Raw genomic sequence first — 26,241 nt, 5'->3', positions numbered from 1 at the left:
TTACAGAAAAAGATAGGAATTATCTGCCCAGCTGAACTTCTGCCAGTACCGGGAAATGATCAGAAGGAAACTTTCCATTGTAGGAATCGGTTAAAACGCCCCATCTTTTCACCGAAAAATGCCGGGTAACAAAAATATGGTCAATGATATCGGCTACAGAGTAGTTCCTCCCAAAGTTTTGGAATGTTCCATTGTTTACATAGGGATACTTCACTTCTTTAAAGGTATCACGCAGCAAACCTGAATCAGCTATCAACCGATACCATTCTGTACTATGATTACCATTGAAATCACCGGTTAACAGTACAGGTGCGTCTCCGGCGATCAGTTTTATTTTTGCGAGTAGCAGCTTACTACTTTCTCTCCTTGCTACCATTCCCTGATGATCGTAATGCACATTGAAGCAATAAAATTTACGGCCAGACTTCTTTTCTTTCAACTGTACCCATGAGCAGATACGGTTGATTTTGGCATCCCACCCAAAGCCAGGTTTTTCTGGTGTTTCAGACAACCAGAAATCACCCGATTTCAACAATTCAAAACGATCTTTTTTATAGAAGATTGCCGAATGTTCGCCTTTCGTAATACCATCGTCTCTTCCAATTCCGTAACGGGCATATTCAGGTAATTGTGTTTGGATATCATCTAACTGATTTTTAAACCCTTCCTGCGTTCCAAATACATCGAAACCATGAAAACGAATGAGGTTGGCTACATATAACTTTCTGTCTGTCCAGAGATTACCCACATCGCCAGCCGTTTCAAGACGTACATTAAAAGTACCTGCAATGATTGTCTGCGCACTTGTACCAATCAATTGACTCATGAAAACAATGAGTAATAAATATTTTCTTTTCATACGATATATTAAAAGAGAAAGATATAGCTTATATCCTGATTTATTTAGAAACCCTTATTCATGCTGAAAAAAATATGGAACTGTGCAAAAGAAAAGCTGAGCCTGCTGTTGCTGTAAATTATCTACTGGTTTCAGATAGCCATTTGTACCAGTTGCCACCCCATGTATGCAGATCATATCTTCTGTCGTCCTGATTTCAACTCCTTTTTCTATCTCTTTACAGCTATCAATTAAGTTCGTAATGGCTGTTTCGAGTATATTTTTATCAGGAAAAGAAAACATCAATTGCGCAGAAACAATTCCGATACATTCTTCTCCTGAAAATTTCAATAATAATGAAAAATAAACTTCCTCATATGCATGTTTCCAGACCGGATGCTCCTTAAATCGAATAGAAACGGCCCTTTGTACAACAGAAGACGCATCAGGTTCATTTGTTACAAATGCAGTCCATTTATTGTCAGGGATTAAAAAAGAAGGCAGGTATTCCTCAATCAGGGGTCTGATTACAGGATCACATTTCGGGCTCCAGTAATCAAGATAAAAGCTGTTGAAAAAAAAGGACAGATCAGAATACATTATCATCTAAGATAATATATTATCTGATTTTATGATACTTTCTTATAAGCTATCTTTTCTTACAGGGGCAATACGATAGTCACTTGAAGTAATCCCTATTACACCTCTTTTTTTCTTAGGTATGGTATCCTGTTGTGTTATCACTTTTTTGGCAAGTATGGTTTCACTGATAGGTGAAGTTTCCTGTTTTGCAGGTATTTCTGTTGTCTTTATTTCTGTTATTGGATTTTCGGATACAGGCCATTCTTTTTCTACAAGCTTATCCTCTTTAAACTTATCGACAGGTAGATCCGCTCTTTCTTTAAAAATGGTTTCCTGTTGCCTTTCGGGTGGTGTTGGTTTCTTTTGATCATCAACAACAATTGTTGAAGGAGCAATACCATCTGATGAAGATAATGACAGCTCTTTACTGGCCCTACCGGGACGATTTAGGTAAAAAACAACACTGATAAAAGCGGCTAAAAAGCAGTAAAGCATAATACGACCAGGAAATTGAAAACCAGGCAATGAATGGTTTCCACCGGACGAAGGGCCTGATGGGTCTTCAGGCATTTCCACATCGAGCCGCTGCTCAATGCTGGCCCAGATGGCATCGGCCATATCGGGCACAGGCAATTGTTGCAGTTTATCTGCGATCAGTTGCTCGTATGTGGTTAATTGATTCATGTTTTTAATAGTGCTTGTTGTAATTTTTTTCTGGCTTCACTCAGATGCCATTTCGATGTACCCTCGCTGATATTTAGTTGTTCAGCAATTTCTTTGTGGGTATATCCATCAACTGCATACAATACAAAAACAGCGTGTGTGGCGGGTGGTAGTTTCTGGATCAGTTCCATGAGTTCATCTGCACCCATCTTATCCAGCACCTTGTTATCAATAGAAGGTTCTTCAACGGTTTCCAGTTCTACATTTTCACTGAAACGTTCACGCGATTTGATATGATCGAGGCCTTCATTTACTACAATGCGTTTGATCCATCCGTGAAGGTTTCCTTTTTGCAGATCAAACTGGTGGATATATTTAAAGATTCTAATAAAGGCATTGCTCAAAATATCTGCAGCATCAGACTCATCTCTTGAGTAGCGTAAAGCTACCTGCATGGTAAAAGCATAAAACTCCCTGTAAAGTATTTCCTGCGCCTTACGTTTGTTGGCGATACAATCTTGTATCAGTAGTTCTATATCGTAGCTCGTTTCTACCATTGTAAATTAAGTACTTAGCTTTTAGCCATTAGCTATTAGCCATACACCATTTGCTATAACCCATCAGCCCTCTCCGTATATACATCCTGTTTTCTTTTTAATAGGATAGCGGAAGCTATTGCTGAGAGAATCATTTTTTCCTTAGGGTCAAGGTCATTTACGATCCATACTTTATTATCCATGATATCAACCAGTCCTACTACACCATCATCCCAACGCAGTTCATAACCAGTGAGCAGCGGACCGCCCCACACTTTGCCTTCTTTACCCGAAGCCGTTTCACGTTTGCTAAGAAAGAGGGGTTTGATTTCAATTTGTTCCTTTCCATTGGTTACATAACCCAGGTCTTTTGTCTGCGGACGTTCAAACAGATTCTGCTTTGTTTTTTTTGCATCAAATTCATTCAGCATGGTGAGCGACCATACTTCACCTTTATTAAAGTTCAGCGGAACGATTGTTGCAGAAAATGCATATTCATATTTATCTGTTCTTTTCAGGTTATTCAACCAGTCCATATTCGATTTATACACCAACTGATTTTCTGAAAATTTTTCCTGTGCGAGTACTTCTGTTACAAGACTTGCATCCTGTATGGAATATTGAAAACGGTTTTTCTCTGTATATTTTTCTCTGTCGGAATAAATATTAAATGCACTCAGCAGGACATCTTCTCCTTTGAGACTAAAGCGGCTGAAGCGACTCCCATTCGAAAAATCCCATCCTCGTTTTACAGAAGAAGTAAAATAGGTTCCGAAACTCAGCTGTTCATTGAATTTCCAGCCATTCAGTCCTTGTACTTTCATGGCGGTTGCCTGAGCACTGAATTGTTCTGGCACCGCTATTTTCACTGCGGTACAGGAAGCCATTGAAACCAGGATTGCGATGATGTATATATATGTTTTCATTTTTTTGAATTTGCAAAAGTATCTGGAAGGATATGAACAGGGAAGTGCTTCCCTGTTCATGGGTAATTAATAGTGATAAGTGGTTTTTGTGGTGTTTACAATGTCGCCATTGCGGGCAGAACGAAACTCTTTTACAAGGCTTACCGGGTACCCTTCTGCATCATAGGTATAGTTATAGGTTACCGGATCGAGTGTCATATTTCCCGAAAAATACTCTTTCCCTGTCCAACTGATATTGTTCTTTGCACTTCGCGACATCAGTATATCGGGCCAGTTCATATGGATATAAGGGTTGATATTTTTATCATATCCATAATCAGACCATTCACTGATATTATTGGATGCCAGATAAGATCTTTTTATGGGGTTTCCTTTATCAGAGAGCATATAATAATCTGTAGTGACACCATTGATACTATTGATGTGTTTGATCCTGGTTTCAACACCTGCACCGGTAATGGTATAACTGATAGCTGCATTGATTTCACCTGAAGGAGCGGATTGTTTCAGGGATTTTATTTTTCCCTGCTGATCATAACTGATATAGGTTGTATTGATTACTGCTCCGGTTTCATCTTTGCGGGTAATCACAGTTGCTTTACCGTCCTGATAAGATAGCGTTTCCGAAAGGGCTGTATAGATATTGCCATTGCTTCTTTTTTTCAGCAACAGTACTTGTAACAGTTTACCATTTACATCATATTGGTATTCTGTTTTACTATCTGCACGGTAAAGACCATTCACCAGTACTGCACTGATTTCATATTTCAGTTTTTTAGCTTCTCTGGCACCACCCAGGGTATAAATCACATCTTCCTGAATATTACTACGATCCAATGTCATTTCATCTGTCTGGTTCCATTGTTTTACGAATAAACGATAGCGCAGGTGATTGGAAGGTATGGTTACTTCATTAATACCGGGTTTCAGACTTACAGAAAGCATATGGGGCTGCATACTGCTGTCGTAACTGGTAAGGGTGAAACTTGCCGGAATTTGATCGTACACAATGTCTCCGATTTTGATAATGGCCTGTACTTTAATTTTCAGTGGCTGCTGCTGGGGTTGCCCTCCACCTTGGTGAGGGGGATTGGGTTGCTGAGGCGTATTGGGCTGGCTCACCGGTACAGGTACATCTTTTTTGGTACAGGAAATAAGTAAAGAGATCATCATAATGATCATCGATACGGTCATGCTGAATTTCTGTTTCATTGCTTGCTTTTAATTGACTTGATATGAGTAATACCCCAGGGTAATTCAAAAGCGTTGGGTAAGGCTTGAGGCATTAACATAATTTTAACAAATGAAGATTTAGTAGATATCTATACCATAAAAATGAGCCCGCTAGCTTAACTCCTTAATTTACAAGGCATTATTTTTTTTGCAGGAACTAAAGGAGCCATTACATTTGCAATCTTTCGGGGAATTAGCTCAGTTGGCTAGAGCGCTTGCATGGCATGCAAGAGGCCACCGGTTCGAATCCGGTATTCTCCACCAAAACATCAGGTTGCGTAATAGCAACCTTTTTTATGTACCCCTACACGGTAATTCATCTGTTAAAACGCATGCCTATAAAATCAGGCCCTACCAAAATCATCAAATAATGGTAAGTAGTGAAGTGAATGATTAGAAATTCAAAACAAACTTGAAAGATTGATCCTTTTAAAATCTCTTCATCTAGAATAACCTAAGTGAGGTAATACATTAATTAGTATATAGTCTCAATCATCCTGTACTTACGTATTTTCTTGTGTTTATTTAAAGACTATTAAAGTTCTCAGGCAGGTATTGGATACATGCCAAAGGGTTGAAGGCATACCTGATTTATATGCATACATAAAAGCTAATGCCAACTGAAGCATTACACCATAAAATGGCTCATATAGCAATCATAAAGAATAAATGAAGGATTGGATCGCAACCAGAGGAATAGAATCAAACTCATTAAGAAATAAAATATATTAAAGTGAGATTATCAGATAATATATGTAAATCTTAAAGTCAAAATACCATACCAAAGACCTTATAAATGCAGTAGAATGGTGAAGATGGTTAAAGATAATTTGCAGAAAAGATTAATATCACCTTAACTGCAGCAATCGCTATTTCTATATTTCTCAAAAGAGTACCTTTTAATTATGAGTGTTACAACTGTTGTAAGCCAGTATGTATCAATGAACTACTCAGGTATCATCACCCATTGTAACACATACGAATAGTTTGATGAATCGTTATTTGTTCAGGCTTTTTTGATTCAACATTGTCGTGATCATCAGATTTGAAATAACTTTTCGCATAAAAAAAATTATGCATCACCTTAAAAAAAAAATTAAACCGTTGCTGTGTTAAAATACCTGCGAGAAGGATGATCAGAGTCTTTACGCACATATGACCATTTCAACTAATATGACAAGTTACTTATCTACCATGTAATACAGGAACTTTTTTACTTGCTTTTCTTAAAAGAATGAAAAGGATTTTAGGAATCTTCATTTTACTTTTCTTATCAAATTTTATTTATCTTCATTATTATTTGTACTTAAATTTCATCTTATCAGCCTAATGTATAGTTTCTTACTCATTGATGATCACAGTATGATAAGGGCAGGAATGGAAGTGCTATTACGTGCAGAGTACTCCAATTGTTCATTTGATGAAGCCTCAAATGAAAAGCAATCTTATAAATTCCTTATAAATAAAAAATATCATCTGATTCTGATGGATATTAATATGCCTGATACTGATCCTTTCAGATTATTACAATTCATCAAAAAAAATCAGCCTGATACTCCTGTTCTGGTACTTACGATGAATGATGAATTAAGTTTTGCGGGCAGAATGTTCAAATTAGGAATCAATGGATATGTGAATAAGTCGGCTGATAATGCCATTATTATTAAAGCTGTAAGAACCGTTATGGCAAAAGGCATTTATATGAGTGATGCCCTCAAAGAGTCATTATTGACCACATTTATTACCAATAAAGTAGCAAATCCATTTGAAGAACTCAGTGAAAGAGAATTTCAGGTTGTCAGAGAGCTGCTGAAAGGGCAAACAATTGCTGAAATTGCTGAGTCGCTTGGTATTAATGTCTCTACTGTATCTACTTATAAAGGCAAAGCCTATGAAAAGCTGGGTATCACCAAAAGCAGTGTTGTGGAACTGGTTTCTCTCGCCAAAGTGTATGGAATAATTTAATTCACTTTTTTGTATATCAATCGAATTGATATATGGATTCGGTCCGTTTCTACATTATACATACCTACTATTCAGATAAAGTTTGTGTTAGCGTGTAAGTACCCCTTATTTCAGCCATTAATAGATCTAATCTAACTTATTCACCCCATATATGATCTTGTAAATTTCGATGGTTATAAGCATTATTGTTTCCTGTACAATACCTTACCGGTTTTACTAATAAAAGATAATGAGCTGAAAGCATTACATTTCTATTAAGGCTTTGGGATAACATACTTCAAAAATGATACGCCAATACGAACCCAACTGTAAAAAAGCCATCTGACCCTCCGCTGGAACCTGAGCGTAACTGTCCTTTATTCACTATCCTTTTGGTTGGATTACTGAAATAAGCAGCTGCGTCAGGATTTGATGGATTGGCGGCGGCAATAGCGATGGGGTCGGGATAAGCATCAGCACCAACGTCATCCAGATAATCTGTGAATGTCATGTGGTAACTGGCGAAAACAGAATAGACTACCTTTCTATTAATCGTATAACGCAATTTTGCTGTAATAGGTGCTCCGAAACTTTTTAAAGCATAAGGGGCATTGGTAGCGCCACTTAACCGCTGACCACCGGTACCCAATGGTTGTAAATCATAGAGTTTTCCTAAATATTCTCCCTTTGGATTAAAACTGATATAATCAATTCCAAATCCGATTGACGCATTCAGCTTACGTCCATGCCGATAGTAATAGCGAGTATCATATAAACTATATTCTACCTGAGCACTAATAGCTGTTACAGGTGTTATAAATGACATTCCCCGCGCAATCTTCAGCGGATCATCTGAACGCAGGTCTGAACCCGTCAACTTAATTCGCATCATCCCTAAGCTTACAGAAATATTATTCTTCATTGCATAACGAAATTCTACACCAAGACCTCCATTAAAGTCGTTTTTAAATAAGGATCTGTTCGACAATGTTCCATAGTATAAAGCATACCCACCCATAAAGCCAATCTCATAGGATTTTTTATATCGTTCCTGGCTTAGTTTCAATTCAGGTTTTATTTTTACCTGATTTACGCTGTCCTTTAGTTCAGTTCGCTTTTTCCGCAACTCTGCCATTGCTTTTGCTTCACGATATAATGCGAGGTAATGCAAGTAACCGATACTCAATTCTGGAACATATTCTCCATTTTCACCAGTTACTCCTTTTATTAATAAGTAACCATTATGGCGCCTTAACATACTATCCTGACGATAGCTAAACTCCACCAGTACATCTCTATCCCGCTCAAGTTCCACTTTACAATTGAATAGAGTATCTATTGCCTTGAGCGAATCTGACATATAGGTGTAGATTACTTTTGCCTGAGATATATCTACTTTTCGGTTAACCAACAATTTCAATACCTGCATTCCTTTACTCAAATCAAAATTATCATCGATATCTGTTCCTATACTATCGATTACTATGCGCCATTGACCGTCTCGTATCAGGTAATTTACTCTTTGTTGTTCACGAGCTGGCAAACGATAACTGTTATATATGTGTGGTGGAACACGATCGGAGGGAAATAATGCATTTGACTCAGTCAGGAGTTTAGGCGATGTGTAATTGACCAGATAATCATAAATCCCCTGTCGATTCTTATTTTCATCTTTTCCGCCCAGGTAGTTATCGGTTATCCGGACACTATCCATACTTCCATACACCCCTATATTCGCATGATGAACCATGCTGTCTGAAGCATTATCCCACAAATAATTATTTACAAAACTATTCCCATTAATGACAGGCGGATTCTTCCGATACAACTTATCCATCCGGCCAAATAGTATATTACTTGAGAATGTGTATTTACCATACTCTTGTATACGGTTACTCACAAATGCATTATCTTCTATCCTCAAGCGTAATTGCTCATTCATAAAATCCTGAATATATACAGCCGATCTGTTTTCTGCAAACAGATTACCACGGATTAACATCTCGGTGCCTGTTATATCTCCGGCTAAAGGGTTTCCCGCATTCAATACCTGCAGTACGGCTACCGGACCAGCATTACGAACAAACTCATTGTTTGTAACTTCTGCTTTGCCCCTGCTCCATCCAAATTCGAAATCAAGTGGTAGCATCAGATTACTAAAACTACAATTCCTTATAATCACATCACCTTTATGCTGACCAATAATCACTAGTCCCTGACCACTTTGTTCGGGAATACTCAACAACTCTATCACGCTACCTGCTTTCCCTTCCATATGAACTGCTCCTTCTGCAAGAACAGAGACACCTGAGCCAAGATATATACGCGTTCCGGGTTCTATAATCAGACTATCACGAACCGTTACAGTTCCTGTTGCATAAAATACACCAGGCCGTAAACGCAGCACATTATAACTTCCCCGCAAGGTATCCTGACCTACTATGTCTGATACATACAGCATAGCTATGGCTACTAACAAGTATAATCGTATTAATCGCATATCATTCCACTATTTTATACAAAATCGGGTTGGGCGTGCGGGTTGTACCGTCGGCCAGTGATATTGTAATGTTGTCAAAAAATACTATATCTCCTTTCTTAAGGCTGCTCAGCATTTCCTGCACCTGCCCTCTGAATACTTCTCCATAATTGTATGCTGTCTGCTGCTCGCCGCTTTTTGCTATTCGTGTCAACCTGAATCCATTTATTCTACCGGGAAAAGATGACTGGCCGGCAATATCCATTGTAGCCACCAAACGATTCAATGAAAACAAATCACGTACACTTAATATATCTTTTGTACTGCTCTCTGTATTCAACCGGATGATCGGGCTGGGTAATAAGGACGCATGAATCCGTTTCTCAAATAACACTTTCCCATTAGTTGCTCCTTCACGTTTGTCTATAAATGATAGTCGATAGTCTCCGGAACGACTGAACAGTACTATATAGTCATCGCCGGATTGCTGTAAATCAGTCTGTGGACTCATACTAACTGAGACCTGACTCTGTAATAGGGGTGACATATTTTTTAAAACCACATTACGTATGCCTACAAACAGATTTTCAGTTTGCAAAGAAGAAAATATTGCCTGATATATCTGTTCAAGATTCTCTTTTGATGATGACTCTTTCAGATTTGTTTCTGACTCTTTTCTTTTTTCTTCGGCCGCTTGTCCAAATTCATTTACAGCTGATGATGGGGTGCTAACCCGCTGTGTTATGGTCTGCTCCTTTAATTGCTTATTTTCACTGAATTCCATCGCACCCTCACGCTTATCTATAAATACGCGGTTTTCCTTTCTGGAATAAAAGGCAGGGTAATAGTCTATTGACCTCAGTGCCGCCAACTGATAATTATATACCAAATCCAGCAACAGTAACTTAATACGCTTTACCTGCGTATAGTTGATCGCTGTTGGTTTATGTAAAAAAAAGTACGACTCCCAACGAATTGCCTTACCCGACTGTGCAACCAGGTTTTCCCGTGCCGGCAACAATCTGGAATAAGAACTATCCAGAAAAAATGGTTGGGCTAATATGTATTTATTCAAATCAAACAATTCTTCCCTGAATCTATATATCAATGAATCTTTCTGCATCAGATCTCCAATCTTACGTTTACTGCTGAACTCAGATTCTATGCTGCTGCCCTCCTTCTTCAAGCCATTAAGTATTAATTGGTCTAAACTATCTGCCCATTTGTAGCTGTCATTTATGCGGTCTTTAATTCGTAGATATGACTGTGTGGTATCACCGTTTAATTGTTCTCTGTGTGTTGATATTACCCTGTTGGCAAAATTTACCTGCAATAAACGGTCCTGTTCCTGTTGCTCCATTGTACGGATGAGGTACAAATTAGAATCCAGTAAACTAAATGGAATATTTAATACTGATAAACAGACGAATATTACATACAACAAGGTGATCAACCGATATCGGTTATGGTTAATTTTTCCCGCCATGCTTTAATCTCCTATCTGTTTGAACTGATGAATAATTCCTGAAGACAATGCATTAAATCGGTATATCGCATCATTCAGTGCATCCATCTGTTCCTGAAACAGGCTCAGCTTATCACCCGAGATAATAGATATGGCTGCCATCTTCTGAAGATTTACCTGCAACTCATGAATATCGGTACTAATAGCATGTAGTTCTACAAATGAAGCTGTTACCATCGATACATTATCTTTAAAAGCGCTGAATGCATGTGCGGACTCAGCCAGGTGCAGTGATATACTGTTTAATGATTCCTGATACTGTCCACTTCCCTTGATCATATCTGTATTCAATGATTCAAATCGTTCTACATACTCATTCATGCCTTTATAATAACGACCCGCCAACTCCTCTACGCTTTTTTGTATACCTTGTAAGCTAGATGGTGCAGATGCATTATCAACCAACTCAGGAAATAATCGCTCCCAGCTGTATTTTTTCTCTTCTCTTTTAAACTGTATAGACGACATAGCAAATACCAATATCTCAACACCTAAACCTGATAATAATAATTCATCCTGTAATTTCCATTCCATAAATTTTGCTATTACTCCTATCAGGATTACTACAGCACCTATACTGTAGAAAAAATTGAAAATATCTAACTCTTTCCTTTTCATAATTTTACTTTTACTTATTTCTTTTTAAATAAATACCCAACATGCAATTCTGCTACTCCAGCACCACCATAAATGGTTCTTGAATACAAACCGCCAATCGAATAATTGATACCTATTCGCACCGACTTATCTAACACAACGCCCAATCCACCAGTCATTACGCCTGTGCTATTATACATTGCATTTGCAGTTAAATAGCCGTTTGCATTTAACTCAATACCACCCATAATCAATGTACCTGATTGTTTATACATCATTGCACCACCGAATACACGTAGGCTCGACTCATTATTCAATAAATTTCCGCCCCCGATTTGTTTTGCATAACTTATCCCACCCTGAAACTGTACATAATCAAGTCTTTGCAAACTTTTATTCTGTATGGCTGCTGTCAGATTAGGAGCTACGAGTTGCAACTCTATATTTTTCATATTTGCGCTGACACTAAATACGTTGTAAAACGAAGGAGGTATACTATTGTACGCAGTAAGCGCCGGATCGTTTGGATCGCCAACAATACTTTCAAGTGATGAACTATTAGTTTGTGCCCTTATATTTTTAAAACCTGCACCAATACCAAAGCGAAGTTTAAAATCTTCCCGAAACTTGATACCATAAGCGTAACAAAAATTAAACACAGTCTGTTTCAATAAACCTGCAGACTGATTTTGCAAAACAAATCCTACTCCTGCCGACTGAGATACAGGAATATCTCCAGTAACTACCATTTCACGTGCTAAGCCTGATTGCGAGTTATCCATTGCCGTTTTAAAAATGACATGAATATCACCCGCGCCCCTTAATCCAGCCTGAGATGGATTAAATAACATTTTATTGGAAAAAATACCGGATACAAAATAGCCAGTCTGACCAGTAACAACGCTATTCATAATGACTAGCGAGGCAATTAGTAAATATGTATTTCTGCATTTCATACACTTAGTTTTGGTTATTTCAAAATTGTTATTTAGTAGATAATGGTAAGAGAGCCTTTAATAAGAGCCTTACCACTACCCAAATCAATTACATAATAGTAGGTGCCTGCAGGCACAGTTACGCCAGCATCATTTTTACCATCCCAACTCACATAATTATTAACCCACGGTGTTTTAATTAAGCTGCCGTTTGCATTGTAGATAGAAATTCTGTGAGTGGAGTAATGTTGAATATTCTTAATAACCCACAAATCATTATATCCATCGTTATTAGGCGTAAGAATATTATTTGGTGTAATAGAATACCCTTCGGTAACCTTAATGATAACACTAGCTGTATCTGTACATCCATCACTATTTATACCCGTTACAACATAACGGAAATTATCAGTTAACGGGCTCACCAAAGGATTCGATATAAAGGCATCACTTATATACGAACGTGGAGTCCATATATACGAAGTAGCTCCTTCGGCTACCAACTGTGTAGCATTTCCGATACTTATTGTGTAGTTATCCTTATTACTTACCGTTACTACTGGAGCAACACCCATTCTTACTTTAACAGAATCAGTATATGCAGTACATCCACCTGAGCTTACCATCATTTTATACCAGGTATCTTTTGTTTGTGCCTGGGCAAAGAATCGCCGGTTATTTGCGCCACTGGTTGTAATGGGTGTATAGTTAAGTCTGTCAGTAGAAACCATCCATTGAAAAGCATAATTAACTCCATCACCGCCATTTGGATAACTGGCAATCAAAGGACCCACTAATTCATTAGGACAAGCTGCGAGAGGAGCTGATTCGATAAACTGTGAGCTAATACCTGGATTTACTGTGAATCTTAATACACTGGCAGAAGCTCCTTTACAGCCATTCAACTCAGGTACTACATCAATAGTAGCTGATAATGGCAATGAACCTCTGTTTGTAGCAATGAATGAAGGAATATTACCAGTTCCGGATGCTGCCAAACCAATACCAGTTTCCGTATTTGTCCAGTTAAAAATAGTATTGGGTTGAACCCCTGTAAACTGAATTACCTGTGTTCTTGCATCTTTACAAACCAACTGATCAGACATTATATTTACTGTTGGACTGGGTTTAACTGTTACCTTAATCGAATCTGTATTAGAACAAGCATTTATGTTATTCATATTGATTTGATAGGTTACGACTATTGACTGGTTTGTTCTATTAACCAAACTTTCTCCAATGATACCTATGCCACCGGAAGCACTATTGGCTATGCCAGTTATAGCAGGTCGATTCCAGGTAAAGTTGGTCCCCGTGAGATTACTTTCCGGACTGTATCCAACAGATACATTACTACACACTTCCAGAACCTTACTACTGATTAGTTGCGGTTGTGGCTGTACAGTAACTTTCACAAACTGATCAGCAACGCATGCCGAGCTTTGTGAAATGGTGTATTTGTATAATACATCTACAGGTACAGAAGTAGTATTTACCAATACTTCTGCAATATCTCCTACTCCTGTTCCTGCTGCGTTGGATATACCTGGCACAGCTTCTCTTGCCCATGTAAGTTGTGCACCCGAAACAGATAAAACTGGAGAGAAGAGAAATGCCTCTTTACTGCAAATACTAAAGCCCGATCCCGCATTCGTAATGTTTATGGCAGGATTGATCAGTACAGATACATTCTCTGTAGAGCTACATCCTTCACTTGCAATGGTGATAACATATGTCACTAAAACTGGCAATGATGTTGTATTCACCAATCTTTCACTAATAAGACCGGTACCACTAGCAGCTCTGTTTGAGATTCCAAAAACAGATGGTCTTGTCCAGGAAATGACAGCATTCGAATTACCTTCAACCAATGGTTCATAGGTTAGTAATTGATTACTACATACAGCTGGTAAGCTGGTAGCTGTTTTCAGTTTTAATGAAGGATTAATCGTTATAGTAAATGTGATAGGCGATCCTTTACAAAAACCGGCTTCAGGTGTTACTACCAGGTTAGATACAATCGGTTTATTGGTTGTATTCGTTGCAACAAAGAAGATATCATTTAGTCCTTCAGACAAAATACCCAGATCGGTGTTGTCATTTGTCCACCTGTAATTAGTATTATTCACAGAAGAACCTGAGAAATTAATGACAGCTACACTGTTATTACAAAGTATCCTATTTGATACATTGGCCACAGATGGTGTTGGATTCACAGTTACTACTATCATTTTTTTGGCGGAGCAACCGTTGGTAGAAGTTATCGTAATTTCATAAGGAACCTGAATAGCTGTATTCGTATTATTAATCAGCGTTTCTTCTATTTTTCCAGTTCCGGAGGCCACTGTATTGCTGATGCCATTTACAATAGCTCTTGACCAGCTAAATGAAACACCTGTTGTAACGCTTTGCGGCTGATAGCTAAATACAGTATTACTACAGATTGCAGGTGGTGTTGCGCTGCTACTCAAGGACAATGTTGGCTGAACTTTTATGTTGAAAGTTTTTGCTGCTCCGGAGCAACCATTTACCACAGGCACAACCGAAAGGGAACCTGTGAGTAACTGGGTTGATAAATTGGTAGCTGTAAACAAAATATTCCCAGTTCCGGAAGAAGGTAGCCCTATATTGCTATTGCTGTTTGTCCAGTTATACAGAGTACCGGCAACAGGAGAACCATTAAAACTTATTTCAACAGCAGCCCCGTTACATACCGTATTCTCTGCTATATCATTCATCGTTGGCATTGGATTTACAGTAACTGAAATCAATTGGATACTGGTACAGCCATTCGCCGTGATGGTTATTTCATAGCTAACCTTAACAGGCACATTCGAATCATTGATCAATGTTTCACGAATTGTTCCAGTTCCGGTTGCCGCTCCATTACTAATACCATTCACCAAAGCTCTAGACCAGCTAAATGATACATTTTCTGCATTACTTTCTGGCACATAAATAAACTCAGTGTTGGTACAAATTGGAAGTGGTGCTGTACTGCTAGTTAGAACCAATGTTGGCTGAACCTGAATAGCAAAACTCTTAGCCGGCCCAGAACAGCCATTGGCTACAGGTGTAACTGAAAGAGAACCTGTTAGCACCCTGGTTGATATATTCGTAGCTGTAAATAAAATATTTCCAGTTCCGGAAGATGCCAATCCAATATTACTATTGGTATTGGTCCAATTATATGCAGTACCTGCAACTGGAGAACCAGTAAAGTTTATTTCTACAGAAGATCCATTACATACAACCTTATCTGTAATATTTGAAACAGCTGGTATTGGATTTACGGTAACTGAAATCAATTGCGTACTGTTACAGCCATTAGCTGTGAGTGTCATTTCGTAAGTAACCTTAACAGGTACAGTTGAGTTATTGACCAATATTTCACGAATGATTCCATTTCCGGTTGCGGCTCCATTGCTTATCCCGTTCACAAAAGCTCTAGACCAGCTAAATGATACATTTGGCGCATTACTTTCCGGCGTATAAACAAATGCAGTATTCGTACAAATTGCTGATGGTGTTGTACTGCTGCTCAGCGTCAACGGGGATTGAACCAGTATATTGAAATTCTTAGCCGACCCAGAACAGCCGTTTGCTACGGGTACAACTGAAATTGAAGCTGTTTGTAACTGATTGGATGTATTGGCAGTGGTAAACAAAATATTTCCGGTTCCAGAAGAAGCTAATCCAATATTACTATTCCCATTTGTCCAGTTGTATACAGTACCAGCAACCTGAGAACCTGTAAAGTTAACCTGTACCGGCGTTCCACTACAAACAGCCTGTTGAGTTATATCAGCAATAGCAGGTATTGGATTTACTGTTACACGAACCTCTTCATTATGTGTACAACCATTGGCTGTAAGCGTAAATCGGTATGTTACTTCAACAGGGTCATTTGAAGTATTCACCAATGCTTCAAATATGTCACTTGTACCTGCATTTGAAAGGTTTCTAATGCCTGCAACTACTGCTCTTGACCAGGTAAAGGAAGTACCGGTTGTTAAGCTGGAAGGAGTATAATTCAGCAATGCGCCTGAACACACATTTAAGCTGGTAGGTGAACTCAATAATGGATCTGGATTTACCAATACCTGAACAATTTGTGTATTACTACAGCCATTGGCTGTGAGTGTATATTCATAATCAACCAGCACAGGGAATGCTGCGGTATTGTGAAGTACTTCTGAAAAACCATTCACACCACTGGCCGCTTCATTTGAAATATTGGGTTGTACCAGTCTTCTCCATGTATAAGAAACGCCTGCAGTAAGAGAAGAAGGAGTGTAAACGGCTGCAGTACGATTACAAATAGAACCTGCGCTCGTTGTTACTAAAACCGGTTTAGGATTTACAGGTACCGTTAAAGTAAATGACTGACCCACACATCCTCCCAATACAGCAGAACTAAACGGTGTAATAAGGTAAATTGCATTGGCAATATCTGACCTGCTGTGAAATAAGTTATTTTCATTCACCACAGATTGTTTTATTGACTGGCCATTGCCTCCGGTTACGGCTCCCAAAGGATTTGATGTAGGTATAGTCCAGGTATATAAAGTTCCTTCTGGTACAATACCTGCAAAATTTGATGTAGTAAATCCGGCACCATTACAGATAGCGCTGGTCAGAGATTGATTATTAATCTGCGGAACAGGATTAACTGTTATTGTTACTGTAAAAGTTCTGTCGCTACAGCCATCCGGTGTTACCGCATATACTACGTTCACAGGTGTTGCGCTGGTGCTTGAAAGTGTTTGCGAAAATGAAGAAACTGGTATAAGGTTATCGGAAGCACCTGTTATAGTTGGAGGTACTGATGACACTACCCAGCTGTATTTCTTTCCTGAGGGAACATTTACAGGTGTATAATTCAATGGCGCTGCACTACAAACAATAAATGAAGTATCATTCACCAATGCATTCGGCACCACCGTTATGGTAAAAGTTTTAGTTACTCCTACACATCCGTTTGCAAAAGGTGTTACAGAAATACCAGCTACCCTGTTTGTAAGATTGCTGTTTACTGTTAGAAAAGAAGGAATATTTCCATTACCTGATGCTGCAAGCCCTATAGATGTATTATTATTTGTCCAGGTATAAGTAGTTCCTGAAACAGTAGAAGAAAAAGCTATCTGTGAAGTGTTTACTCCGGCACAAACTGTAAGGTTAGCTGGCAGAATCACCTCCGGAGCCTGTTCAGTTACTGCAATTGTTTGAGACTGACCATTGCCCGGCAGGTTTTCACAGGCATTACTACCACTTACTTTTACATAGTAAGTAGTTGTATTATTTAAAACCGGTGTAACAAAATCGGTTCCGGTACCCAGTAATATCGTAAAATTCGCATCGGCATACCAGTTAAATACAGGATCCTGAATAGTACTGGTAGCAGATAGTGAAGCTTTAAGACTAGTAGAGAGTCCTTTACACAGATTTAAGTTAGGGGTTGTTATTACAATATCAGAAGGCAACGCAACATAATTAACTGTAACCTGATGAGTATTACTTTTTACCACACCGCAACCATTACCAGAAAAATTGGCTTCCACATAGTAATACATAGTACCCAGTGAAGAAGCTGATGGTGTAAACGATAAGGTTCTTGCGCCATTATCTGTTCCCAGACTTGTACCACCAACTGTTGAATTAGTGGTATTTGAATACCATTGATAAGATACAGATCCGGCTCCACCGGCAACCGTTGCGTCTGCAGTTAGAGCACCTGCATTTAAACAAACTGTTTGCTGCAGTGGTACAACAGATACCGAAGGTAGAGCTCTAACATTTACTGTTGCAACATTACTTGGCACCCCGGTACCACAAGTTGGGTCTGCCACCGTTGCATAGTAAAAACGGGTGTCCAGTGAATTCAGAGAAGTTGAAAAACTAGTTCCTGTTTGACCTGGTATCAGTGTACCTCCCGTATTGGAAGCTACATTATTACTATACCACTGGTAAACAAAAGTACCTGAGGCACCGCCTATAGCACCTACTTGCAGACTAACCGTACCATTTAAACATATGGCACTAACTGCAGCGGGTTGGGTATTTACAATTACCGGTGTACCCGAACGTGTAGTAATTTTTGCTATATCGCTGGTAATTGTGTTACCTAAATTGGCATCTGTAATTACCACATAGAAGTACCTGTCATTTACCAGATTAGAAGCAGGTACAGTATAATTTTGATTTGTTGCACCATTGATTAAAGTAGCCCCTGTTGTACTGTTGATAATATTGCTATACCATTGATAAATAAATGATGTGCTACCGCCAGCAGCCAAAACAGACAAAGTAGTGGAGGTATTATTACATACAGTTTGCGAAAGAGGTTGTGAACTAATAGTTAGCGTTCCCGTCGTAATAACTTCTGCTACGTCTGAAGATATGTTAGTACCACAGCCTGCATCTGTTATTACTGCGTAGAAATACCTACTGCCTGCTATTGCTGTTGCCGGAACAGTAAAGGTTGCTCCAGTAGCACCGCCAATGATAGAACCACCTGTATTAGTTCTGGAAAGTGATTGGTACCATTGATAATTATATGCCCCTGTTGCACCTCCACCAGCTACCGTTATATTGGTTGTGGTATTATTAATAATTGTTTGTACTGATTGAGGTTGCGTACCAACAGTCAAGGCAGTTCTGGTAAAAATAGTTGCCGCATTGGTCGTAACAGATACTCCACATTCTGTATCTGTAATTACAGCATAATAATATCGATTGCCGGATACCGCAATAGCAGGAATGGTGTAAATGGAACTATTGGCACCTGATAGGCTACCCAGACTTGTTCCTCCACTATTACTGTTAACAGTATTACTATACCACTGATAAGTATAAGTGCCTGATCCACCAGATACAGATACAGGTAAATCAATAGTTACATTGTTACATATTGTTTGTGATAAAGGATGTGTATTTACCACTAATGCACTACGGGTATTTATGGTAGCCACGGTAGTAGTCACCTGTAACCCACAACTTGCATCTGTAATTACTGCATAATAAAAACGATCGCCTGCAGTAAGTGTAGCAGGTACCGTATAGCTGGAAGCGTTGGCTCCAGTAATCAGCGTACCCCCTGTATTACTGTTAGAGGCATTGCTATACCACTGGTAAGTATAACTTAATGAAGCACCAGCGCCTGTTGTATTAATTGCAACGCTTGTATTATTACATACTATTTGAGAAACAGGCTGTGTGCCTACAGACAAAGCTACTCCGGTAGTTATTCTTGTTGCATTACTTCTAATGGTTGCACCGCAGCTCGCATCTGTAATAACTACATAATAGAAGCGATCGCCGGAAACGGTCGTACCTGGCACAGTATAATTGCTTGTTTGCGCGCCAGAACTGCTGCCGAGGTTGATTCCGCCTGTATTACTGTTAACAGTATTACTGAACCATTGGTAAGTATAAAGACCTGTACCTCCTGATGGTAATACAGAAATATTTGCTGTGCTATTATTACAAACTACCTGAGACTGAGGTTGAGCTTGAACACTTAATACCTGACCTGTAGTAATCTTAAAGGCATTGGTTCTAACCAACTGGTCACAACCGGCATCCCTGATCTCTACATAATAATATCGCTCGCCTGCAACAGTTGTAGCAGGTATACTGTAAGTGTTAGTATTGGCACCTTGTACGCTACCTAAATTTGTACCTCCTGTATTGCTGAGACTTGTATTGTTATACCATTGATAGATATATACTCCTGATCCTCCAGCACCTGCTGTTTGCACATCAATGGTTGTATTATTACAAATTATTTGGTTAGCCGGTGTTACACCCACAGTCAATAAAGGACGTGTTGTGATGGTAAAAGGATTTGTTACTAATTGCTGACCACAACTGTTTTCAGTGATAACAGCATAGTAGTAACGATCTCCTGCTGTTGCTGTACCGGGTATAGTATAATTAGCTGCGTTTGCGCCTGCAATAACAGTTCCTCCGGTATTACTCAGCGTACTGTTGCTAAACCATTGATAGGTATAACTTAATGATCCTCCGGTAACCAATGCAGTAACTCCTACCGCAGTGTTATTACAGAGTGTTTGAGAGGTGGGCTGAGAAAGAATAGTCAATGCGCCACCTGTAGTTACCCTTGCAGCCTGTGTAGGAACAGACACCATACAAATTGCATCCGTGATAACTGCATAAAAATAACGTTGTTCACTTTCTACAGCACTGGCTGGTATTATATAAGAAGCTGAATTGGCTCCTGAAATGGAGGTTCCGCCTGTATTGCTTAAACTGCTATTACTAAACCATTGATAGGTATAACTCAGCGATCCGCCTGCTCCAGCCGCAGTAATAGTTACCGGAACATTGTTACAAGATAGCTGGGTCAGTGGTTGGGTACCCACTGTTAATGGGGTTCTTGTAGTTATGGTAGCAGCATTACTACTTATATTTACTCCACAAGTAACATCTGTTATCACCACATAATAAAAGCGATCACCCGGTGTTGCTGTAGCGGGCACACTATAAGTTGCCGTTTGAGCACCTGAACCACTACCCAAACTGGTACCACCGGTATTGCTGTTACTACTGTTGCTGAACCACTGGTAGGTGTAACTACCCGATGCCCCACTAGCCGCTACTGTTAACGTAGTACCCACATTGTTACAGATTGTTTGTATAGAAGCGGGTTGGGTTGCTACCGTTAAAGCGCTGCGGGTAGTTACTGTTGCAGCATCACTACTATAAGATACCGAACAGTTATTATCTGTTACCACTGCATAAAAATACCTGTCACCGGCTGTAGTGGTAGCCGGAACAGTGTAAGTCACCGTACCAGAACCGTTACCCGGAGCAATTGGTGTACCTCCTGTATTACTATTGCTGCTGTTGCTGTGCCAACGTATACTAAAATTACCAGAACCACCTGTTACCGCCCCCACAGTCAGCGCTATGCTGGTATTATTACAGATTGTCTGAGAAACGATGGGTTGTGTAGTAAAACCCACTGTAGCTAATGTAATCACAGGTGCGGCTGAGCTTTTAACAGTTACCCCGCATGTGGCATCTGTTATCTCCACATAATAAAAACGAGTACCCACCGTAACTGTTGCAGGTACGGTATAAGTATCGGTTTGTGCCCCTGCTGCACTGCCAAGGTTTGTACCACCCACATTGCTTCCGGTTGTATTACTGAACCACTGGAAACTGTAATTACCAGTAGCTCCCGCACCTGCTGTTGATAAAGTAGTACTGATATTATTACATATTGTTCTACCGGTTGGTTGCGTACCCACTGTTAAGGCGGCCCGGGTAGTTACCGTAGCAGTATTACTGCTTCTGGTTACGCCACAGGTTTCATCTGTAAATACTACATAATAAAACCGATTCCCTGCAGTAGCTGTGGCAGGAACTGTGTAAGTTGCCGTTTGAGCACCTGCACCACTTCCCAAACTCGTACCTCCCGTATTACTGTTTGTTGAATTACTAAACCATTGATAGCTATAAGTACCCGTAGCTCCAGCAGCCGCTGCTGTTAATGTTGTACTTACATTGTTGCAAACTGTTTGGGTTGCTAAAGGATGGCTACCCACTGATAAGGCCGCGAGGGTAGTTACCGTGGCAACATCACTACTAACATTCATCCCACAAATGGCATCCGTAATCACCACATAATAAAACCGATCTCCGGCAGTGGCAGAAGCGGGCACCGTATAACTGGCAGTTTGCGCCGTAGGAGCATTCCCTAAACTAACACCACCTGTATTGCTATTGGTACTGTTAAAATACCACTGATAATTATAACTGCCTGAACCACCTGCAGCTCCTACAATTAAATTAGTGCTTGTATTGTTACAAACAGTTATTCCAACCGGCTGCGTTCCAACAGATAATGGAAGACCACTTACGGTAATTTTAAAAGCATTTGATGTATTTGCATTACAGGTACCACTGCTTACTATACGCCTGTACCAGATATCCTGCGTAAGTACCCCTGGTGCGTAGGTAGCCGTATTATTTGTTCCTGAAGCTGCAACAAAATTTGTTCCATCTGTACTACTCTGCCATAAAAACGTGTACGCACCTGTTCCTCCAATGGGTGTGCTGGCCGTAAAAGCGGGTGGGGTAACACCATTACAGGTAGTGGCAGTTGTATTATTAATCGTGTTATTGGTAACTGGTGGTTGAACCGTTACGGTAAGGGTAACAGCAGTGCCTACACAACTTGCCGCAACCGGCGTAATAAAATACCTGGCAGTTCCATTAGAGCTCGAAGTACTCGTTAACAGTTGACTTATTGTTGCTTGTCCAACCGCCTGTGCTGAACCACCTGTTATTGAACCTGAACTAACCGTTATCGTGGGATTCGTCCAGGTATAGATGGTACCCACGGGTATAATGGAACCTGTGGGTGTAAAATTAAAAGCAACGCCACTACAGGTTGTTAGGGTACCAGCACTGATACTAGGTCTGGGATTGACAGTGACTTCTAAAGTATAAGTACTGGTTATTCCCGTTTCTGAACCCGTAAATGCAATAGTATAGGGCACTATGATAGGAGCATTGGTGGTATTCACAAGCGTTTCTGCAATGGTGGCTGTTACGTTGTTCAGGCTGGCAACATTACTAATTCCTGCAACGGCTGCCCTTGACCATGTAAAAGTTCCTGGTACAGTAGCCGTAGCAGTATATGACAACGCTTGTCCACTACAAATATTAGTAGTAGTTACACTTGTAATGGTCTGACCAAAATAATATGCAGACTGACCTAATTCAAGTGAAGTTCTTTGATTTTCAGTTATGGAAGGCAGTACGAATAGTTCTGACAGAAACCCATTGATAGATCCATGCCCCCCCCCAGCCTGTCTCCCTATCCACATACCACCAGTACCTTGATAACCACTTGAGGTTGTACCTCCGCGTTTAAATGTAGCTATATAAGGCGTATTTAATGCCGGTATTGAACCTGGACTTGCAAAAGCACCTCCGTTTATATTTGTACCGCCCGGATTATTTAAAAAGCCAGAGCCTGTAAAGTTCAGTCCCGTTCTAAGAATCATTCCATCCCCAGTCGTAGTACTGCTGATACTACTTAATAAGGCAGCATTGACAGCAGATTGTTCGGCAGAAAGCACCCCATTTACATGGGCAGATAAGGCATTCGTAACAGTTGTCTCATTTGTATATAATACCGTACGACCACTCCAGTTAAAATCAAGTGTAGGTAGACCCCTTAAAGTATGAATGACTCCAGCAGCCATAATTCTCGGGTATTCATTGGCGCCTCCCGGGTAAATCTGCATGGTTCTGTTATTACCACTCTGGTCGTACCAAAAAGCGATGTAGGCATCCCTCGAAGCTACCAGGGTTTTCATAGCAACCGTATCTAATGTGCCATTTGCATCAAAGCCGATGTCGCCACTTGCTAATACAGAAGAATTATATGCACTACCGGCAGCCCTTACCTGAATATGGATTGCCGGACCATTATAGGATGCATTCAGTTTTCGTAAACTATACGCGGCCGTTGGAGTTACCCCCGATAATCCAATAGCCGCAAAATCGGGCGTATCTGCTACTGTTAATGAAAAAGTTGTATTAAAATTTCCTGCGGCATTAGAAGCCGTAACCGTATAAGTTGTTAATGCTGATGTAACGGTAGGTGTACCCGTGATGATACCAGTAGCAGTGTTAAAAGTTAATCCTGCGGGTAATGCCGGAGAAATACTAAATGAAGTAGCCGCACCGGCAGTGCTGTTCGATGGTTGTAAATAAAAAGGAATTCCCTTTCCAAGTTGATGTTTAAAAGATGTATAAACAATACCTGCTGGCGCACTAACCGTAATACCATAATAATTGGTTTGATTACTAGCTAATGCTACTCTCGGATTAGTACTGGGTGTAAAAGGCAAAATTGATGGCAATAAAATAACTTCAGCTATTCGACCATTCAGAGGATTACCTCCATTTGTCGGGAAATTAGCTACATTACTCCATCCTATCGACAAAATCATATTAGAACCTAATGCACTTCCTCCCGTAGTAGTTGTTAATACACGCGATATAGGACGTAAATTACTCACTATTGAATCAGTAAATCCTCCCCCACTCGGAGAAAACATTGTCATAGCAGTAAACTGCGTATTCAATGAAAAAGTAGATGGTCCATCCCCTAAATAATTTCCATTTCTGATGGAACCCAGATAATTATTAGATGCATGAACATTCAGCAATGATGCATTTCCAATACCACTTTCATCACTACTTGCAGAACTCGAACGCACAGATATAATCCGACCATAAAATGCAGCAGTTGTCATTTCTGCCACCGCATTGGCACTAAACGTACTCAACCCACTGATGGGCACATTCGCTTTACTGGTTAACCAGCGGCTTCCATTAAATACCAATGTAGGTCTATTGGCAGTTCCACCACCACGAAGCACCCTTCCTGCACCTACAATTATCGGCTGACGAGAGGGATTCAACTGAGCAGAATCAATCCCATAACCACTCTGGTTATACCAGACCTGCACAAATCCCGAATCGTTAGCGCTTGTGCCTACAAAGTTTTTTAAAGCCGTCGTATCCAGATGTCCTTCTGCTGTAAATCCAATATGTTTAATAGCATTATCGCTGTTACGTCTAACCAACATAGCCATTCCATTATACCCACTATTCATTTTGCGTACGCTATACAATGCAGCGGGCACTACTGAGCCAATGCCGATACCAGTAAAATTCGGTACATCATCTACAGCAATAGCAAATTCGATCGTGGTGCTACCAAAGGCATTACTAGCCGTAATAGTATGACTGGTAGCAACATGTAATGCCGATCTCGTTCCAGAAATCACACCAGTGGTGGTATTAAAATTTAAACCCGGTGGTAAGGCCGGACTGATGCTGTAAGAAGTAGGCGTACCACCCGTACCTGCTGAAGGCGCAAGGTTCAACGGCGTAGTACGAGTCGCAAAGGGTGTAACCCACTGAAGACCTCCATTGTAAGTGATATTGGCTGGAGCCGTTTGACTTTGCACAACCATCGAGCTACTACATAAAAGCAGTAGCACAAAAAAGCAATGTTTGTAAAAAATACTAATAGATCTTTTTCGCAGTAAAATGTTTTGGAAATAAGCTATCTGCATATACACTACTTTTCATTTTTTGTTATCATACGCTACAAATGCTACTCAAAGCCATTTTGTAAGTTGATCTCACAAATATTTAATTGACTGGTATAAGCATTGGAGACGTAACCTTTTAAATATCAGCGGTACCGGTAGAAAGAAAAGCCTTCAGCAAGGTCCGAGGGATATTGATGACCCGCTGAGAATTCGGCTACGCATATCTGATATTATTCTTACTGTTCGATCGTAGAAGAATCAACAATCTTTCTTATAAGAACATATGGTTCAACTAACTTCTCTGCTCTCAATAACAAAGATGACCAGAAGTAACTGTCTGACAGAGAGCCGATTTTTTGGAAAATATGAGGATTGTTATCTACCGGGGATAGCTATTCAGCTATTCGCCATCTAAAATAAACCAAAACCTTACAATGAAAACTGATAGCTGAATAGCTCTCCCCTGAAATAATTGCTGTAAATGGGAGGAATACCAACCCCTTCTTATTCTAAAAAAATCAACACCAAATCATTCTTTTTATACCCCGCACTATTGCTTTATCAAATAGATAACACTGTTATAATTTGAGTTGTGATATGACTATTTTATCAAATCGAAAAAAGTCATCGAAAATCAGATTCGTTATACCTATTACTTTAAAAAATCTTATTCTTAAAAAAACCTTAAGACAGGATTTATGCTTTGAAGCTGCTATTGGCACAGCCTTTAATTAAAAACCGGATAGGGTTGTCGTTTAAAAAATGGATATTTGCAACTCAAAGGGTCGGCTTGAGGCTGTTATCGATGAATGTGCATCGAAAAAATTACTTTTTTAAATAGTGACATGACTAACCACAAAAACGCTTGTTTATGTGA

General features: G+C 39.7%; 12 protein-coding genes and 1 tRNA gene. 2 read left to right on the top strand and 11 right to left on the bottom strand.

From position 1 onward, the window contains the following. Positions 1-19: 19 nt before the first annotated feature. The 6 genes from BC659_RS11550 to BC659_RS11525 all read right to left on the bottom strand — a co-directional run bounded on the left by BC659_RS11550 (position 20) and on the right by BC659_RS11525 (position 4,757). Positions 20-859: an endonuclease/exonuclease/phosphatase family protein gene (locus tag BC659_RS11550; RefSeq protein ID WP_133474910.1), complete on the bottom strand. Its 840-nt coding sequence runs from the start codon at positions 857-859 to the stop codon at positions 20-22. A 54-nt stretch (positions 860-913) separates the two neighbouring features. Next, positions 914-1,438, bottom strand: a complete 525-nt coding sequence (locus BC659_RS11545; protein ID WP_133474909.1) for a hypothetical protein — start codon at positions 1,436-1,438, stop codon at positions 914-916. Between the two features lie 42 nt (positions 1,439-1,480). Further along, positions 1,481-2,104 (bottom strand): hypothetical protein, encoded by a 624-nt coding sequence (locus tag BC659_RS11540; protein ID WP_133474908.1) that lies wholly within the window; start codon positions 2,102-2,104, stop codon positions 1,481-1,483. Further along, on the bottom strand, positions 2,101-2,640 hold the full coding sequence (locus tag BC659_RS11535; RefSeq protein WP_133474907.1) for an RNA polymerase sigma factor: 540 nt from the start codon (positions 2,638-2,640) through the stop codon (positions 2,101-2,103). Before BC659_RS11535 ends, BC659_RS11540 begins: the two co-directional genes overlap by 4 nt. A gap of 53 nt (positions 2,641-2,693) precedes the next feature. Next, positions 2,694-3,545 (bottom strand): hypothetical protein, encoded by an 852-nt coding sequence (locus BC659_RS11530; protein WP_133474906.1) that lies wholly within the window; start codon positions 3,543-3,545, stop codon positions 2,694-2,696. A 66-nt stretch (positions 3,546-3,611) separates the two neighbouring features. Then, the gene (locus tag BC659_RS11525) at positions 3,612-4,757 is read right to left on the bottom strand and encodes a hypothetical protein (protein WP_133474905.1); all 1,146 of its coding nucleotides are present in this window, start codon (positions 4,755-4,757) and stop codon (positions 3,612-3,614) included. A 208-nt stretch (positions 4,758-4,965) separates the two neighbouring features. Between BC659_RS11525 and BC659_RS11520 the strand changes: the two genes are divergently transcribed. Further along, positions 4,966-5,042 (top strand) — tRNA-Ala (locus BC659_RS11520). A 1,065-nt stretch (positions 5,043-6,107) separates the two neighbouring features. Continuing rightward, positions 6,108-6,743 (top strand): response regulator, encoded by a 636-nt coding sequence (locus tag BC659_RS11515; RefSeq protein WP_133474904.1) that lies wholly within the window; start codon positions 6,108-6,110, stop codon positions 6,741-6,743. 277 nt (positions 6,744-7,020) lie between these two features. Here the strand turns inward: BC659_RS11515 and BC659_RS11510 are convergent, their stop codons facing one another. The 5 genes from BC659_RS11510 to BC659_RS11490 are packed head-to-tail and all read right to left on the bottom strand — an operon-like array spanning position 7,021 to position 25,277. Further along, positions 7,021-9,222 carry a DUF6089 family protein gene (locus tag BC659_RS11510; protein ID WP_211340769.1) on the bottom strand — a complete coding sequence of 734 codons (2,202 nt, stop codon included), beginning with the start codon at positions 9,220-9,222 and terminating at the stop codon, positions 7,021-7,023. A 1-nt stretch (position 9,223) separates the two neighbouring features. Continuing rightward, on the bottom strand, positions 9,224-10,687 hold the full coding sequence (locus BC659_RS11505) for a GldM family protein (RefSeq protein ID WP_133474902.1): 1,464 nt from the start codon (positions 10,685-10,687) through the stop codon (positions 9,224-9,226). A 3-nt stretch (positions 10,688-10,690) separates the two neighbouring features. Continuing rightward, the gene (locus BC659_RS11500) at positions 10,691-11,344 is read right to left on the bottom strand and encodes a GldL-related protein (RefSeq protein WP_133474901.1); all 654 of its coding nucleotides are present in this window, start codon (positions 11,342-11,344) and stop codon (positions 10,691-10,693) included. A 14-nt stretch (positions 11,345-11,358) separates the two neighbouring features. Then, positions 11,359-12,279, bottom strand: a complete 921-nt coding sequence (locus tag BC659_RS11495; protein WP_133474900.1) for a type IX secretion system membrane protein PorP/SprF — start codon at positions 12,277-12,279, stop codon at positions 11,359-11,361. A gap of 32 nt (positions 12,280-12,311) precedes the next feature. Beyond that, positions 12,312-25,277 (bottom strand): PKD-like domain-containing protein, encoded by a 12,966-nt coding sequence (locus BC659_RS11490; protein WP_162847413.1) that lies wholly within the window; start codon positions 25,275-25,277, stop codon positions 12,312-12,314. Positions 25,278-26,241: the final 964 nt, after the last annotated feature.

The sequence above is a fragment of the Sediminibacterium goheungense genome (assembly GCF_004361915.1).
GTDB classification, from domain to species: domain Bacteria; phylum Bacteroidota; class Bacteroidia; order Chitinophagales; family Chitinophagaceae; genus Sediminibacterium; species Sediminibacterium goheungense.
The sequence above is the reverse complement of the archived record's forward strand: the minus strand, read 5'-3'. Positions and strand labels throughout refer to the sequence as shown.

Bases quoted from the DNA above. Each gene is read 5' to 3' on its own strand.
- BC659_RS11545 (WP_133474909.1), bottom strand. From the start codon at position 1,438: ATGTATTCTGATCTGTCCTTTTTTTTCAACAGCTTTTATCTTGATTAC.
- BC659_RS11535 (WP_133474907.1), bottom strand. From the start codon at position 2,640: ATGGTAGAAACGAGCTACGATATAGAACTACTGATACAAGATTGTATC.
- BC659_RS11510 (WP_211340769.1), bottom strand. From the start codon at position 9,222: ATGCGATTAATACGATTATACTTGTTAGTAGCCATAGCTATGCTGTAT.
- BC659_RS11550 (WP_133474910.1), bottom strand. From the start codon at position 859: ATGAAAAGAAAATATTTATTACTCATTGTTTTCATGAGTCAATTGATT.
- BC659_RS11515 (WP_133474904.1), top strand. From the start codon at position 6,108: ATGTATAGTTTCTTACTCATTGATGATCACAGTATGATAAGGGCAGGA.
- BC659_RS11505 (WP_133474902.1), bottom strand. From the start codon at position 10,687: ATGGCGGGAAAAATTAACCATAACCGATATCGGTTGATCACCTTGTTG.
- BC659_RS11500 (WP_133474901.1), bottom strand. From the start codon at position 11,344: ATGAAAAGGAAAGAGTTAGATATTTTCAATTTTTTCTACAGTATAGGT.
- BC659_RS11495 (WP_133474900.1), bottom strand. From the start codon at position 12,279: ATGAAATGCAGAAATACATATTTACTAATTGCCTCGCTAGTCATTATG.
- BC659_RS11530 (WP_133474906.1), bottom strand. From the start codon at position 3,545: ATGAAAACATATATATACATCATCGCAATCCTGGTTTCAATGGCTTCC.
- BC659_RS11540 (WP_133474908.1), bottom strand. From the start codon at position 2,104: ATGAATCAATTAACCACATACGAGCAACTGATCGCAGATAAACTGCAA.
- BC659_RS11525 (WP_133474905.1), bottom strand. From the start codon at position 4,757: ATGAAACAGAAATTCAGCATGACCGTATCGATGATCATTATGATGATC.